The organism is Empedobacter sp. 225-1 (assembly GCF_030328185.1).
GTDB lineage: Bacteria > Bacteroidota > Bacteroidia > Flavobacteriales > Weeksellaceae > Empedobacter > Empedobacter stercoris.
Genome location: NZ_JACALO010000032.1, coordinates 1 through 14427, shown reverse-complemented (window position 1 = coordinate 14427; position 14427 = coordinate 1). Strand labels below are relative to the sequence as shown.

Sequence of the window (14427 nt, the reverse complement as noted above, 5' to 3'; positions counted from 1 at the left end):
CAAAACAAAAAAACAAAAACGTTTTAACAACAAACAACGATGAGCTTAACAAAAAAAGACTTCATTTACGAAGGGAAAGCAAAACAAGTTTACTCAACAGAGGAAGCAGACAAAGTAATTGTTTATTACAAAGATGACGCAACAGCATTTAATGCTCAAAAGCGTGGAACTGTTGAGGATAAAGGCGAAATGAATAACAAAATTTCGACTTTAATTTTCAACTATTTGATAGAGAAAGGAGTGAAAACTCACTTTATTGAGCAGTTGAATGATCGTGAGCAATTGGTAAAAAAAGTATCTATTATTCCAATTGAAATGGTTGTTCGCAACTATGTTGCTGGGTCTATGGCTCAACGTTTAGGATTAGAGGAAGGAGGAAAATCTCCTGTTACAATCTTCGATATCTGTTACAAAAAAGATGAATTAGGAGATCCATTAATCAACGATCATCACGCGGTTTTATTAGGAGCTGCTACGTATGATGAGTTGAAAGAAATGTACGCTCAAACTGATGTAATCAACGAAGCTTTGAAAGAATTATTCTTGAAAGCAGGATTAATTTTAGCAGATTTCAAAATCGAATTTGGTAAAGATGTTGATGGTAACATTATTTTAGCAGACGAAATTTCTCCTGATACATGTCGTTTGTGGGATGTAGAAACAGGTAAGAAATTAGACAAAGATCGTTTTCGTCGTGATTTAGGTGATGTTTCAGAAGCTTATCACGAAGTTTATAATCGTTTATTAGAAGTTTTAAAATAATCATTTTTTCATTCAAAATGATTGATAAAAAATTACATAAAAGCCAGTTGAAAGCTGAGTATTTAACAAATTTCTATGAACGAAATTTACTTAAAAAATATGCAGCTGATACGGTGGATAGCGTGAACGAAGAATGTGGTATTTTTGGCGTTTATTCTCCCAACAATATCAACACCTATTCTATCGCACAGTTTGGTTTATTCGCACTTCAGCACCGTGGACAAGAGGGGTGTGGAGTTTCTTTTTTGAAAGATGGAAATATCAAAACGGTTAAAAGATCAGGATTGGTGTTGGATGTTTTCAAGTTGATCGAAGCAGAAATTGATGATTACCAAGGAAACGCAGCAATTGGACATACACGTTATACAACAGCTGGTGGTGGAAGTCGCCGTAATATTCAGCCACTGTACACGTACAATATCTATGGAAAACCTCACTTTTCGCTTGCTCACAACGGAAATTTAATTGAAGTTGATGAATTAAGAGCAGAGTTAGAAGCTGAAGGTCTACCATTTTTAGCCACTTCGGACACTGAGGTTTTATTACGTTCTATCCAAAAATATTCGCATTTAGATCTTGTAGAAGCCATTCAGAAAGGAACAGAGAAAGTAAAAGGAGCTTATTCGGTTTTATTATTAACGAATAATCAAATGGCAGCTTTCCGAGATCCTAACGGAATTCGACCATTGTGTTTAGGTAAATTAGATGATGCTTATATAGTTTGTTCTGAGACATGTGCTTTAGATGCTGTTGGAGCTGAATTTATTCGTGATGTAGAACCTGGAGAATTGATTGTAATCAATGAAGAGGGATTGAAATCATATTCATTAAAGCAACCAAAACATCGTAATATTTGTGCATTTGAGTACATTTATTTCGCACGTCCTGACTCGAATATGGAAGGAAAAGAAATCTATGATTTACGTGTAGAATCTGGGCGGAAATTATACGAACAATCTCCAATTGATGCAGATATTGTGATTGGTGTTCCAGATTCTGGAATTCCCTCTGCGATTGGATATTCAGAAGCATCAGGCATTCCTTATGAGCCAATTTTGATTAAGAATCGATATATGTCGCGTTCGTTTATCGTTCCTTCGCAAGAAATGCGCGAACGAGTGGTCAACTTAAAATTGAATCCAATTAAAGAAAAAATCAAAGGAAAACGTTTGGTTGTTTTAGATGATTCGATTGTACGTGGAACGACTTCAAAACTTTTAATCAAAATCTTGAAAGAAGCTGGAGCAAAAGAAATTCATTTCCGTTCTGCTTCGCCTCCAATTATTGCTCCTTGTTATTTAGGAATTGATATGCCTTCTAAAGCAGATTTAATTTCGGGAAACAAATCAATTAAAGAGGTTGAAGAATATTTGAATGTAGATTCGTTGGATTTCTTAACAGTTGATAATCTAATTGATTTATTAGGAAGTAAAGAACATTGTTTTGGATGTTTTACAGAAAAATATCCGGTAAATTATACAAATGAAGAGTGTAAAGAGGTTAATCCTTTGCATATCGATTAATTATAATTGTAAAAAGTCAAAAATAAAATGTACTTAATACTTGTTACATTTTACACTAATACAGCAAAAAAATGAGCAATACATATAAACAAGCCGGAGTAGATAAGGAAGAAGGTTATCAAACGGTATCGAAAATTAAAGATGCAGTTGCAGCAACACATAACGAAAATGTGTTAAACGGAATTGGAAGTTTTGGAGCTTTTTACCAATTAGAAGGATATAAAAATCCTGTTTTGGTATCAGGAACTGATGGTGTAGGAACTAAACTACGTGTAGCTTTGGATTCTAAAGTTTACGATACAGTTGGTATTGATTGTTTTGCCATGTGTGCAAATGATATTTTATGCCACGGAGCAAAACCATTATTTTTCTTAGATTATTTAGCTTGTGGAAAATTAGATTCTGATATTGCAGCAGAAATTGTAGGTGGAATTGCACAAGCGTGTAAGGAAACAGGAACAGCATTAATTGGTGGAGAAACTGCAGAAATGCCAGGAATGTACCAGGTTGGTGATTATGATGTTGCAGGTTTTTGTGTTGGAGTAGTAGAGCGTGACGAAATTATTGATGGATCTAAAATAAAAGCTGGACAAGTAATTGTTGCGTTACCATCAAGTGGTTTCCATTCAAACGGATTCTCATTAGTGCGTAGAATTTTCCCAGATTTTAACGAAGAATTTGAAGGTAAACCTTTATTCGAAACATTATTAGTTCCAACAAAATTATATCAAAACGATATTTTTAAAATCAAAGATGCAGGTATCGAAATGACTGGAATTGCTCACATTACAGGTGGTGGATTAATCGAGAATGTTCCTCGTATTATAAATGATGGATTGACTGCTGTAATAGAAAAAGCAAAAATAAATGTACCAACAGTAATGCAAGAATTAGCGAAACGCGGAAATATTGCAGAAGACGAAATGTTTGGAACATTTAATATGGGTGTCGGAATGGTTGTCATCGTTGACCAATCTGATGCTGAAAAAGTAGTGAATATTATTGATGGAAGTGCTGTGATTGGAGAAATTCAGGCTGGTGCGGACAAAATTATATTGAAATAGTAGATTAAATAGTTTAAAAAGCCGGATAAGATTTTCTTATCCGGTTTTTTATTTGCTTTAAAAATTAAAGCCAATAATTATTTATTAAGAACATGAACGGGCATGTTTGTTAAACAAAATTTACATGTCACATTTTCTCTTGTTTTATGAACTGGAATTAACGGGATGAAGAAAAATGATAGGTAATTACGAAATTGTTTATGAACATATTGTCTTTGTTGTTGACAAATAGGATAATCAAATAGTCCTTCTTCTATTGTTTTTGATCGTTCGGTTACACCTGCTATAAATATCATATTTTAATCGTTTGTTCAAAATTACGCAAATTAATAGTTCGTGCTAAAATTCCTATCTTTGCAATTCATACTAAAAATCCAAACTTACACATCATATTATGCAACAATCAAAGGCTTTAGCAATTTTGAAATCTGGTCGAAATGTTTTTTTAACAGGTTCTGCTGGTGCCGGAAAAACATATGTGCTCAATCAGTATATAAAATACCTAAAACAACATGGTGTTCCTGTAGCTATTACAGCTTCTACCGGAATTGCCGCAACGCATATGAATGGTCAAACAATACACTCATGGGCAGGAATTGGGATAAAAGATTATGTTTCTGATCGATATTTAGCTTCACTTCGTGATAAAAAATATTTTCGCGATAAAATGGATAAAGTCAAAGTCTTGATTATTGATGAAATCTCGATGTTGCACCGAAACCAATTAGATGCTGTAGATTATGTGTTGAAGTTTTTTAAACAAAATGATGAACCTTTTGGAGGTGTTCAAGTCATTTTTTCGGGAGATTTTTTCCAGTTACCACCAATTGGTGAAGAATGGGAGGAATCGAAGGATAAATTCTGTTTTATGTCAGATGCTTGGGTACAATCTAAAGTGCATATTTGTTATTTAACAGAGCAATATCGTCAGACGAATAATGCATTGAATGATATTTTGAATGAAATTCGTTCAGGGAATATCACCCAAAAAACAGTTGATTTATTAGAATCTCGAATCGAATATTTTCCAGATGAAATCGATTCTCAAACGCGTTTATATACGCATAATATGGATGTTGATCGAATTAATAAAGGTCAATTGATTAGTATCGATTCTTCTTCAAAAGTATTTGAAGCTAAAGTGGCAGGAAATCCTGCTTTAGTCGAGGTGTTGAAAAAATCAGTTTTAGCAGACGAAGTTTTAGAGCTTAAAATAGGTGCAAAAGTAATGTTTGTTCGTAATAATTTTGAAGTTGGTTTTGTAAACGGAACACTTGGAAATGTATCCGGATATACAGAAAAAGATGAACCAATCATCAAAACATTGGATGGAGAATTTTATATAGCAAAGCCTGAAAAATGGGCCATTGAAGACGAAAGTGGAAAAGCATTGGCTTCATTTACTCAGGTTCCGTTAAGATTAGCTTGGGCAATTACCATTCACAAATCGCAAGGAATGACATTAGATTCGGCTTTTATTGATTTATCAAAAGCTTTTGAGAAAGGTCAAGGATATGTGGCATTATCTCGTTTACGCGATCTAAATTCGTTGATGTTGCACGGACTTAATCAAACAGCATTAGAAATTGACTCGTTAGCCATGAAGGCTGACAGACGTTTTCAGGTTTTATCGAATGAAATTGATTCGTTTTTAGATGAAAAAGAATTACAAAATTCTTGGGCAGCTTTTATTCGATATTCAGGCGGAACATTAGATAAAAAGCAAATTGCAAAAAATATCGAAAAAAATAAGACCAAAGAAAAAGGTCAAAAGAAATCAACATACGAAATCACGTTAGAATATGTAAAAGAAGGTTTATCGTTAGATCAAATTGCTGAAAAAAGAGGTTTAACGTCATCCGCAATTGTTGATCATATTGGTAAAATAAAAGAAATCGAACCAGATTTGGATTACTCAAAATTCAAACCTTCTGACAAAATTTTAGATAAAGTTAGAATGGCGTACAGTGAAATCGAATTTGAAGAAAATAAAATTTTAAAACCTATTTATGACTATTACAATGGCGAAATAGGGTACGAAGATATCAAGAAAGCATTACTTTTTATTGATTAAATATGATGATGTCAGTTTAAAAAGGATAAATAACTGACAGAATTGGTCATATTACCCAAAGGAATAATTATTGCTAAATAGATAGCAATAAAAAATGAACGCTTTTTGTATAGAAAGCATCCATAATTTTAAATTTATGACAATAGAAAACAACCACGTAGTAGCTGTTAACTACTCATTGCATACCATCGAAGCGAATGGTGAAAAAGTATTTGTAGAACAATCAAATGCAAAAGAACCTTTGGCTTTTTTAGTTGGAGCTGGGATGATGATTCCAAAATTTGAAGAAGAATTAAAAGGATTATCAGCAGGTGATAAAAAATCTTTTGTAATTTCTCCAGAAGAAGGGTATGGACAAAGAGTAGAAGAAGCTGTTGCTCAGTTACCCTTAGATATGTTCAAAGAGTCTGGATTACCACCAGTTGGTGCTTTATTACCATTAACAGATGATGCAGGAAATCAATTCCGTGCAACTGTTACTGAAGTTACTGAAGAAGCAGTAATTGCAGATTTAAATCCTCCAATGGCAGGAAAGACTTTAGAATTTGAAGTAGAAATTTTAAACGTTCGTCCAGCAACAGAAGAAGAATTGTCTCATGGACATGCTCACGGAGTAGACGGATCAGCAACTCACTAAAAAATATTTCAAAGGCTATTTCAATATGAAGTAGCCTTTTTTATATCTATTTGTATCGTAAATATCATTATAATATAGATTAAAATCAAGTTATATTTTACAACTTCCTTCAACTAAAATCTTATCTTTGCAAAACAAACAAGATTACTTACAAACAAACATGAAAATAGCTGTATTTGTTTCCGGAGGCGGAACAAATCTTCAAAATATTATTGATGCAGTTGAAGACGGAACCTTACCAAATGTCGAGATTTCGATGGTGATGGCAGACCGCGACTGTTATGCAATTGAACGATCGTTGGATAAAAATATCCGAACGTATGTTTTAGACCGAAAAACTTTTTCGGAAGATGCCGAACATAACTTAGAAGGAGAAGATATTGATCTAATTGTTTTGGCAGGTTTTTTAACCATTTTATCTTCAGAATTTACAAAGAAATGGGGTGCTAAAATGATAAATATACATCCGGCATTGTTACCAAAATTTGGAGGTAAAGGAATGTATGGCGCAAAAGTTCACAAAGCAGTTTTAGAAGCTGGTGAAAAAACTTCGGGAGCAACAGTGCATTATGTAACGGCTGGAGTAGACGAAGGGCAAATCATATGTCAAGGAACTTTTGAAATCGAAGAAAATGATGAAATAGCAGATTTGCAACGAAAAGTGGCTGAAGTAGAAAGTGAAATCTACATCAAAGCAATTAAGCAAATTAGTGAAGCATAAATAGAAAAATACCTCAATGTGTTCTGCATTGAGGTATTTTATTTTTCCCGAAATAATAAACAAACAATAAACTTTAAAAACTAAAACAAAATGCAAAAACAGGCGCTAATCAGTGTTTCGGACAAGTCGAACTTGTTAGAATTTGCAAAATTCTTGGTTGAGCAAGATTACAAAATTTTATCAACAGGAGGAACGTACAAACATTTACAAGACAATGGAATCGAAGTGACAGAAGTAAAAGATGTGACAGGTTTTCCAGAAATTTTAGATGGTCGTGTAAAGTCTTTGCATCCTGCTATTCACGGAGGTATAATGGCTCGTCGTTCAGATGAAAATCATATGGCAACAATTGCAGAGCACGGAATTAATCCAATTGATATCGTAATTGTAAACTTATATCCATTCTTCGAGAAGATGAACACAGGTCTTTCCGAAGCAGAAATGATCGAATTTATTGACATAGGAGGACCATCTATGTTGCGATCATCAGCAAAGAATTTCTATGACGTAACAGTTGTAACAGATGTAAACGATTATGAAGTGGTGATGAATGAGATTCGTGAGAATGGTTCTACTTCTATAGAAACACGTAAATTATGTGCTGGTAAAGTGTTCAACTTAACTTCTGCTTATGATGCAGCGATTTCTACGTACATTTTAGGTGAAGACTTTCCTCAATTTTTAGAGTCTTCTTATGAAAAGGTAATGGATTTACGTTATGGTGAAAACCCACATCAAAAAGCAGCCTATTACGTTGATAAAACGAAAAATGGGGCAATGAAAGATTTCGAATATTTACAAGGAAAAGAACTTTCTTTCAATAATATTCGTGATATGGATTTAGCTTACAAAGTGGTTTCAGAATTTGAAGAAACAACATGTTGCGCCGTTAAGCACTCAACGCCTTGTGGTGTAGCAATCGGAGAGAATGTGTTAGAAGCTTACGAAAAAGCATACGAATGTGATCCAATGTCAATTTTTGGTGGAATCATCGCTTTTAACAAAGAAGTTGATGGTAAAACTGCGGTTGAATTAAACAAAATTTTCTTAGAAATAGTTATCGCACCTTCATTTACAGAAGAGGCTTTAGAGATTTTCAAACAAAAGAAAAATGTACGCATCATCAAAGTTAAAAATCCAGTTTCGGATAAAGTAACTTACGTAAAAGTTGATGGAGGTTTAATTGTTCAATCGACAGATAACCAATTTTCAACAGATCTTAAAGTGGTAACAGATGTGCAACCTACAGATCGTCAAATGACAGATTTAGTTTTTGCTCAAAAAATTGTAAAATGGGTAAAATCGAATGCAATTGTTGTTGCAACGAATGGTCAAGCTTACGGTATTGGAGGTGGTCAAACGAATCGTATTTGGGCGGCTCAGCAAGCAATTTCTCGTGCGAAAGAAAAAGTGGAAGAAGATTTAGTTTTAGCTTCTGATGCCTTTTTCCCTTTCCGTGATGTAGCTGATTTTGCTGCTGAAAACGGAATCAAAGCGATTATTCAACCAGGTGGATCAATCAAAGATCAAGAGTCAATTGATGCTTGTAATGAGAAAAACATCCCAATGGTATTTACAGGAATGAGACATTTTATGCATTAATTGATAATCAGTTAATGTACTAATTTGAAAATTCGTCAATTCGAGTGTTTTCGTAGAAAATGTATCGAGAATAGAATTTTCGTTTATTATTATTCACTTTTCATTTAAAAATAAAACAAATGAACACAAAAATATTAATCATCGGTTCTGGTGGTCGCGAGCACGCAATTGGGTGGAAATTTGCTAAGGATTTCAAACGAAAAGGACAAGAATTAGAATTGTTCTTTATTCCAGGAAACGCAGGTACGGCGCAAATAGGTACGAATGTTTCAGTTTCTTCGATTGAAGAGATGAAGGATTTTGCAAAGGAAAATCAAATCGATTTAACTTTTGTAGGTCCAGAAGCAGAATTATCGGAAGGAATTGTTGATATTTTTCAGAAAGAAAATTTAAATGTTTTTGGACCACATAAAGATGCCGCTCAATTGGAAGCTTCTAAAGCTTTTGCGAAAGATTTTATGGATCAATATGGTGTGAAAACTGCGAAATATAAAAATTTTCAAGGACCAATGTTGGCGATTGATTATTTAAAAGAACAAGAATATCCAATTGTTGTAAAAGCTTCTGGTTTAGCTGCAGGAAAAGGTGTTATTATCTGTCAAGATTTCGATGAAGCTAAACAAGCTGTCTTAGATATTATGGAAGATAAAACCTTTGGAGATGCAGGAAATGAAGTGGTAATCGAAGAATATTTAGAAGGTTTTGAAGCGTCTATTTTATCTTTTTTCAATGGAAAGAAAATCGTTCCGTTTGTATCAGCAAAAGACCACAAAAAAATTGGTGAAGGAGAAACTGGTTTAAACACTGGTGGAATGGGCGTTATTGCTCCAAATCCATTGTTTACGGACGAGCATTTCAAAATGTTCGAAGAAGAAATTATGGAACCAACTAAATGTGGTTTGATCAAAGAAGGATTAGAGTTCGCCGGAGTAATTTTCTTTGGATTGATGATTACAACAAAAGGTGTTTATTTGTTAGAATATAACCTAAGAATGGGCGATCCAGAAACGCAAACAACTTTACCTTTATTAGAAAATGATTTATTTGATGCGGTTAACAAAGCAATCAAAGGTGAAGACCTTAACTTGAATTTCAAAAATCAACATGCATGTTGTGTAGTGATGGTTTCGGGCGGATACCCAGGGAATTATGACAAAGGTTTTGAGATTCGTGGTTTACAAAATGTAACTTGTCCTAATTTTATTGCAGGAGCCAAGTTGTCAGAAGATCAAATTGTGACTTCTGGCGGACGTGTAATTAATGTTGTTGGTTTAGGAGATACGTTAGAACAAGCACGAGAAACAGCTTATGAAAACATCAAGAAAGTACATTTTGATTACGAATATTACCGAAATGATATTGGAGTAATTCAATAAAAAATACAGTTTATATGATTAAAAAATGCGTTTCATTTGAAACGCATTTTTAGTTTATTCTGAAAATTCGACGTGATAAACATCGCTTTTATTTCGATTTATTTTTCGGTATTCAAACCCTCCAGCTTGAGGGATAATTTCGACAAGATCAAACGATCGACAACTTTTTGGTAAACCATTAAAGATTAAAGTAAAATTTAAAGAAGATTTTTCTTCGATATATGTCCAATTTGGATACATTGTAATTCCGTCTGCAAAAACCAATTGACAACGTTTTCCTGATTGATTATCAATTATAAAAGTAGATGGCCAAATCCGAGCTGCATTTGCATATTCGTCAGCATTCATACAACAATGTATAATGACTTGACTTTCTTCTTCTATATTTGTTAAAAGTTCAGTATCAATAAAAATTTTCTCTTCAAGAATAGTTGCACTCATTATTTTGCAATTTTTTTGATGTACAATTCTTCTACTTTTTTTCGTGCCCAATCTGTTTTTCGAAGAAATTTTAAAGAAGATTTTAAACTCGGATTATCATTAAAACATTTGATGTTTATTTGATTACCTAAACCTTCCCATCCACCATAATAAATGATTAATTCTTCGATAATATCGTCTAATCGTTTTCCGTGTAATGGATTATTTTTTTGACTTTCCATTTTGCAAAATTACGAAAAATGTTTTTGTTGAATTTAAGATAAAATAATCTTTCTAAAACTCGTACTTTTCTTCCAATTGTTTTGCTAAAAGAAGAATATCATCTACGCGAGCTAATTGTTCGATCCAATGAGAAGGTATAGTTTCTATTCCATAAAAAATTCCGGCTATTCCGCCAGCAATACATGCAGTTGTATCGGTGTCATGTCCTAAATTAACAGCTTTTAAAACACAGTTTTTATACGAATCGGTATGTAATAAACACCAAATAGAAGCTTCTAAACTATCAATCACATAACCCGTTGAATTTATATCATCTTCTTTTAGATCAATTAGTTTTCCACTTAAAATTCGATCAAAGTATGTAAGCTCTTTTTTATAGATTTCATTTTCTTCTAAAAATAATTTCAACCAAAAATTAGTATTTAAATATGCTTCTTCCAAATTTTCAGCATCCAAAGTGTTCAATGCAAATTCAATATAATAAACACAAGCTAAAATAGAACGATTGTGTGCATGCGTAATAGACGAAACTTCTTTTACAATTTCGAAACGTTCTTCAATCGGTAAATCTTTTGTAAAAACAGCCAAAGGTAAAATGCGCATCAACGAACCATTTCCATTGTCACCTTCCTCTTTAGAACCAGCTTCAATTGGATGTTTTACTACTCGTAGGCGATTAATCGCTTTTCTTGTCGTAATTCCAACATCAAAAACTTCACCGTCAGCAGTCCAGTAACCTTCGTGCATCCACATCTGAAATTTTTCTGCAATATCGTTAACATTGTATCCATTACAAAGCGATTCGGCCAAACAAAACATCAACGAGCTGTCATCGGAAAAAGTTCCGGGAGGCATATTGTAAGTTCCATAACCTATCATATCTGTTATTGGATTTTTCTGTAAATCTTGCCTACTTTTAAACTCAACTGGCACTCCTAATGCATCAGCAACGGCTGATCCAATTAATATATTTTTCGAAAAATATCTACTATTCATTTCTACTATTTTATGAATTGAAAATACTTGTTTTTTTTGAATATATCCAAATTATTTTTAAAATATTATGAATTAATCATAATAAATTTATCTATTTCGGATAAAACATTAAAAAAGTTATAATAGACATCAAAGTATGAGTCGACTTGTCAGTTTTGTTAAAATTGGAACTGATTTTGATTGATTTAAATCACAAAACTTATAAATTACTATGGCTTTTATAGATTATTATACAACATTAGGTTTACGAAAAACCGCATCACAAGATGAGATAAAAAAAGCGTATCGGAAATTGGCGCGTAAGTATCACCCTGATCTTAATCCTAATAATGAAGAAGCTGCACATAAATTTAAAGAATTAAACGAAGCAAACGAAGTGCTGAGCGATCCAGAAAAACGTAAAAAATACGATAAGTATGGGGAAAATTGGCAACATGGAGAAGAATATGAAAAAGCACGTCAACAACAGCAACAATATCAATATAGTAATAGAGATTTTGATGGAGCTGAAGGTTTCGGTGATTTTGAAGGTTATTCAGATTTTTTTAGTTCGATGTTTGGACGCGAAGGTAGAAGCCGTTCAACAGGTTATAAAGGACAAGATGTAAATGCCAGTTTGACATTGAATTTGACAGATACGTTGACTTCTCACAAACAAACTTTCGCTGTAAATGGTAAAAATATTCGAATTACAATTCCTGCAGGTGTAGAAGATGGACAAACAATTAAGATAAAAGGTCATGGCGGGAAAGGCTATAACAATGGTCCGAATGGAGATTTGTATATCACATTTCATATTCAAAATAATACACAGTTTGAAGTGAATGGTGCGGATTTATCGACAACCGTTGAGGTGGATATGTACGACGCAATACTGGGAGGAGAAGTGATGATTGATACACTTTCTGGAAAAGTAAAAGTGCCAATTAAAGAAGGAACAGAAAATAATAAAAAGGTAAAATTGAAAGGAAAAGGTTTGCCAATTTATAAGAAAGAGAATCAGTTTGGAGATTTGTATGTGACATTTTCTGTCAAAATTCCGACGCAATTATCGGTCGAAGAGAAAGAATTATTCGAGAAATTACGTTCAATTAAAAAAGTATAAAACCATGAAAAACATCACAATATCAGTTGTTCAATATTGTCAATATCATCAGATTGAACCTCAATTTTTAATTGATTTATACAAGAATGATTTAGTCGTTTTACACGAACGTAACCAAGAATATTTTATCGAAGAAAATGATTTGAAATTAATCGAACGATTTATTCAATTTCATTATGATTTAGGCGTTAATTTAGAAGGTTTAGAAGTGATTCATCATTTGTTGAAACAAATAGAAACATTACAAAAACAATTAAAATAATCGAAATCAAAAACAACCTTTGCAGATAAATGCAAAGGTTGTCTTATTTTTGCATAAATATTTTTGTATGGATACTCCCGAAAAAAAGAGTAAATTAAAAAAATTACATTCGCGCAATCGTCATTTAGCGCCTTATAATTTTGAGAAACTATGTGCTATTCATCCAGCACTTTCTAAATATATCAAACCAAATAAAGAGAACGAACCAACGATTAATTTTTCGGACAGAGAAGCAGTAAAAGCGTTAAACAAAGCTTTGTTAAAAACGTATTACGATATTGATTATTGGGAATTACCAAAAGATAACTTATGTCCACCTATCCCAGGTCGTGCAGATTATATTCATTATATCGCAGATATTTTGGGCGAAGGTTTTGATGGAGTAATTCCACGCGGAAAAGACGTAAGAGTTTTAGATATTGGAGTTGGTGCGAATTGTATTTATCCGATTATTGGAAATCACGAATATGATTGGAATTTTGTAGGAGCAGAATTGGATTATGCATCTTTCAAAAATGCGGAAGAAATCGTGAAGAAAAATACACGATTACGCAATAAAGTAGAGATAAGAATGCAATTTAATCCAAATAATATTTTTAAGAATATTATAAAACAAGGTGAAAAATTCGACATTACGATTTGTAATCCGCCATTTTTTAGATCAAATCAAGAAGTGATGGAACAAACCATGCGTAAATTGAAAAATTTAGGTCAAAAATCGGATCAAAAACCTATTCAAAACTTTGGTGGAAATAATTCAGAACTTTGGTGTAGAGGAGGAGAGCGCTTATTTATCACGAAAATGATCAAAGAAAGTGCAGAGTTTAAACATCAGGTGAAATGGTTTACAACTTTAGTCTCAAAGAAAGAGAATGTTCGAATTTTAGAAGGAATTTTGAAACGTGAAAAAGTAAGAGATTACCGAATTGTAAATATGCAACAAGGAAATAAAGTTTCTCGTTTGTTGGTTTGGAGATTTTAAACCATTTATTTAAAATTATTCCAAATTTTTTAAATAAATAGTTTAGGATTAATAATTTTTTACCTTGGGAAAATAAAATTAATCAAAAATGAAATCGAATAAAATTGTAGCTTCTTTGGGAGCAGCAGCTTTGATGTTTAGTATTTTTTCTTTTACAACTTCTCGTCAAATTGATACAGGAAAAGCAATTGCAACTTCTGAATGGAAAAATTTAAAAGTTTTACCACAAAATATTTCTGAAGATAGTTTGAAAGGTTTGATGCGTGGATATAATGATGCCTTAGGCGTAAAATGTAATTTTTGCCATGCGGCGAATCCTGAAACAGGAAAGTTAGATTTTTCGAGCGATGCAAAAAAAGAGAAAGAATTTGCTCGTCATATGATTGTAATGACACGCGAAATAAACGCTAAAAATTTCAACTGGGAAAATGCAAATAATCCTGAAATGATTAATGTTGTAACATGTATCATGTGTCACAGAGGAAACGAAAGTCCTACAAAATCATTGAAAGAAACAGCTGAAGTAAAAAGTGTAACGGAAGTTACGAAGCCTCTAAAAGATGCTGTAAAGAAATAAGCATAACTTGTAACGTCCTGAAAAAATGATACAGGATTAGACCAATAAAATTTTATTTTAAACAGTACATATATTCGTATTTG

16 protein-coding genes are annotated in these 14427 nt (G+C 32.8%); 12 read left to right on the top strand and 4 right to left on the bottom strand.

The features are described 5' to 3' along the window. The first annotated feature begins 39 nt into the window (after positions 1-39). The 3 genes from purC (at position 40) to purM (ending at position 3349) form a co-directional block, all read left to right on the top strand. Entirely contained in the window at positions 40-762 is a 723-nt protein-coding gene (purC, locus tag HX088_RS10150) for a phosphoribosylaminoimidazolesuccinocarboxamide synthase (RefSeq protein ID WP_171622002.1), read from the top strand. A gap of 17 nt (positions 763-779) precedes the next feature. Beyond that, entirely contained in the window at positions 780-2285 is a 1506-nt protein-coding gene (purF, locus tag HX088_RS10145; RefSeq protein WP_171622001.1) for an amidophosphoribosyltransferase, read from the top strand. Between the two features lie 71 nt (positions 2286-2356). Beyond that, positions 2357-3349 (top strand): phosphoribosylformylglycinamidine cyclo-ligase, encoded by a 993-nt coding sequence (purM, locus tag HX088_RS10140; protein ID WP_225541673.1) that lies wholly within the window; start codon positions 2357-2359, stop codon positions 3347-3349. 77 nt (positions 3350-3426) lie between these two features. Here purM and HX088_RS10135 read toward each other — a convergent pair whose 3' ends face one another. Then, positions 3427-3645, bottom strand: a complete 219-nt coding sequence (locus tag HX088_RS10135; RefSeq protein WP_286484085.1) for a zinc-ribbon domain-containing protein — start codon at positions 3643-3645, stop codon at positions 3427-3429. Between the two features lie 98 nt (positions 3646-3743). Here HX088_RS10135 and HX088_RS10130 point away from each other — a divergent pair, with 98 nt between their 5' ends. The 5 genes from HX088_RS10130 (at position 3744) to purD (ending at position 9759) form a co-directional block, all read left to right on the top strand. Beyond that, positions 3744-5423: a DEAD/DEAH box helicase gene (locus HX088_RS10130; RefSeq protein ID WP_286484084.1), complete on the top strand. Its 1680-nt coding sequence runs from the start codon at positions 3744-3746 to the stop codon at positions 5421-5423. A 136-nt stretch (positions 5424-5559) separates the two neighbouring features. After that, the gene (locus HX088_RS10125; protein WP_171621997.1) at positions 5560-6060 is read left to right on the top strand and encodes an FKBP-type peptidyl-prolyl cis-trans isomerase; all 501 of its coding nucleotides are present in this window, start codon (positions 5560-5562) and stop codon (positions 6058-6060) included. Between the two features lie 160 nt (positions 6061-6220). Beyond that, positions 6221-6781: a phosphoribosylglycinamide formyltransferase gene (gene purN, locus HX088_RS10120; protein ID WP_286484094.1), complete on the top strand. Its 561-nt coding sequence runs from the start codon at positions 6221-6223 to the stop codon at positions 6779-6781. A gap of 90 nt (positions 6782-6871) precedes the next feature. Then, on the top strand, positions 6872-8383 hold the full coding sequence (purH, locus tag HX088_RS10115; RefSeq protein WP_286484083.1) for a bifunctional phosphoribosylaminoimidazolecarboxamide formyltransferase/IMP cyclohydrolase: 1512 nt from the start codon (positions 6872-6874) through the stop codon (positions 8381-8383). Positions 8384-8502: 119 nt separating this feature from the next. Then, positions 8503-9759, top strand: a complete 1257-nt coding sequence (gene purD, locus HX088_RS10110) for a phosphoribosylamine--glycine ligase (RefSeq protein ID WP_286484082.1) — start codon at positions 8503-8505, stop codon at positions 9757-9759. A 54-nt stretch (positions 9760-9813) separates the two neighbouring features. Here the strand turns inward: purD and HX088_RS10105 are convergent, their stop codons facing one another. The 3 genes from HX088_RS10105 to HX088_RS10095 are packed head-to-tail and all read right to left on the bottom strand — an operon-like array spanning position 9814 to position 11418. Continuing rightward, the gene (locus HX088_RS10105) at positions 9814-10200 is read right to left on the bottom strand and encodes a hypothetical protein (RefSeq protein ID WP_171621993.1); all 387 of its coding nucleotides are present in this window, start codon (positions 10198-10200) and stop codon (positions 9814-9816) included. Beyond that, entirely contained in the window at positions 10200-10421 is a 222-nt protein-coding gene (locus tag HX088_RS10100) for a VF530 family protein (protein WP_171621992.1), read from the bottom strand. The genes HX088_RS10105 and HX088_RS10100 overlap by 1 nt, the downstream gene beginning before the upstream one ends. Positions 10422-10473: 52 nt before the next feature. Then, positions 10474-11418 carry an ADP-ribosylglycohydrolase family protein gene (locus tag HX088_RS10095; RefSeq protein WP_286484081.1) on the bottom strand — a complete coding sequence of 315 codons (945 nt, stop codon included), beginning with the start codon at positions 11416-11418 and terminating at the stop codon, positions 10474-10476. Between the two features lie 211 nt (positions 11419-11629). On the opposite strand from HX088_RS10095, the gene HX088_RS10090 reads away from it, so the two are divergent. The 4 genes from HX088_RS10090 to HX088_RS10075 all read left to right on the top strand — a co-directional run bounded on the left by HX088_RS10090 (position 11630) and on the right by HX088_RS10075 (position 14344). Then, positions 11630-12523, top strand: a complete 894-nt coding sequence (locus tag HX088_RS10090; RefSeq protein ID WP_286484080.1) for a DnaJ C-terminal domain-containing protein — start codon at positions 11630-11632, stop codon at positions 12521-12523. Positions 12524-12527: 4 nt separating this feature from the next. Then, complete coding sequence (locus HX088_RS10085) at positions 12528-12785, top strand: chaperone modulator CbpM (RefSeq protein ID WP_171621988.1); 258 nt, start codon at positions 12528-12530, stop codon at positions 12783-12785. A gap of 67 nt (positions 12786-12852) precedes the next feature. Beyond that, on the top strand, positions 12853-13767 hold the full coding sequence (rlmF, locus tag HX088_RS10080) for a 23S rRNA (adenine(1618)-N(6))-methyltransferase RlmF (RefSeq protein WP_171621987.1): 915 nt from the start codon (positions 12853-12855) through the stop codon (positions 13765-13767). A gap of 88 nt (positions 13768-13855) precedes the next feature. After that, positions 13856-14344: a c-type cytochrome gene (locus tag HX088_RS10075; RefSeq protein ID WP_286484078.1), complete on the top strand. Its 489-nt coding sequence runs from the start codon at positions 13856-13858 to the stop codon at positions 14342-14344. Positions 14345-14427: the final 83 nt, after the last annotated feature.

What these genes read in the sequence shown, in the direction of transcription:
- purM (WP_225541673.1), top strand. Translation starts at nt 2,357, where the DNA reads ATGAGCAATACATATAAACAAGCCGGAGTAGATAAGGAAGAAGGTTAT.
- HX088_RS10095 (WP_286484081.1), bottom strand. Translation starts at nt 11,418, where the DNA reads ATGAATAGTAGATATTTTTCGAAAAATATATTAATTGGATCAGCCGTT.
- HX088_RS10125 (WP_171621997.1), top strand. Translation starts at nt 5,560, where the DNA reads ATGACAATAGAAAACAACCACGTAGTAGCTGTTAACTACTCATTGCAT.
- rlmF (WP_171621987.1), top strand. Translation starts at nt 12,853, where the DNA reads ATGGATACTCCCGAAAAAAAGAGTAAATTAAAAAAATTACATTCGCGC.
- HX088_RS10090 (WP_286484080.1), top strand. Translation starts at nt 11,630, where the DNA reads ATGGCTTTTATAGATTATTATACAACATTAGGTTTACGAAAAACCGCA.
- purH (WP_286484083.1), top strand. Translation starts at nt 6,872, where the DNA reads ATGCAAAAACAGGCGCTAATCAGTGTTTCGGACAAGTCGAACTTGTTA.
- HX088_RS10075 (WP_286484078.1), top strand. Translation starts at nt 13,856, where the DNA reads ATGAAATCGAATAAAATTGTAGCTTCTTTGGGAGCAGCAGCTTTGATG.
- HX088_RS10130 (WP_286484084.1), top strand. Translation starts at nt 3,744, where the DNA reads ATGCAACAATCAAAGGCTTTAGCAATTTTGAAATCTGGTCGAAATGTT.
- purD (WP_286484082.1), top strand. Translation starts at nt 8,503, where the DNA reads ATGAACACAAAAATATTAATCATCGGTTCTGGTGGTCGCGAGCACGCA.
- HX088_RS10085 (WP_171621988.1), top strand. Translation starts at nt 12,528, where the DNA reads ATGAAAAACATCACAATATCAGTTGTTCAATATTGTCAATATCATCAG.
- HX088_RS10105 (WP_171621993.1), bottom strand. Translation starts at nt 10,200, where the DNA reads ATGAGTGCAACTATTCTTGAAGAGAAAATTTTTATTGATACTGAACTT.
- purC (WP_171622002.1), top strand. Translation starts at nt 40, where the DNA reads ATGAGCTTAACAAAAAAAGACTTCATTTACGAAGGGAAAGCAAAACAA.
- purF (WP_171622001.1), top strand. Translation starts at nt 780, where the DNA reads ATGATTGATAAAAAATTACATAAAAGCCAGTTGAAAGCTGAGTATTTA.
- HX088_RS10100 (WP_171621992.1), bottom strand. Translation starts at nt 10,421, where the DNA reads ATGGAAAGTCAAAAAAATAATCCATTACACGGAAAACGATTAGACGAT.
- HX088_RS10135 (WP_286484085.1), bottom strand. Translation starts at nt 3,645, where the DNA reads ATGATATTTATAGCAGGTGTAACCGAACGATCAAAAACAATAGAAGAA.
- purN (WP_286484094.1), top strand. Translation starts at nt 6,221, where the DNA reads ATGAAAATAGCTGTATTTGTTTCCGGAGGCGGAACAAATCTTCAAAAT.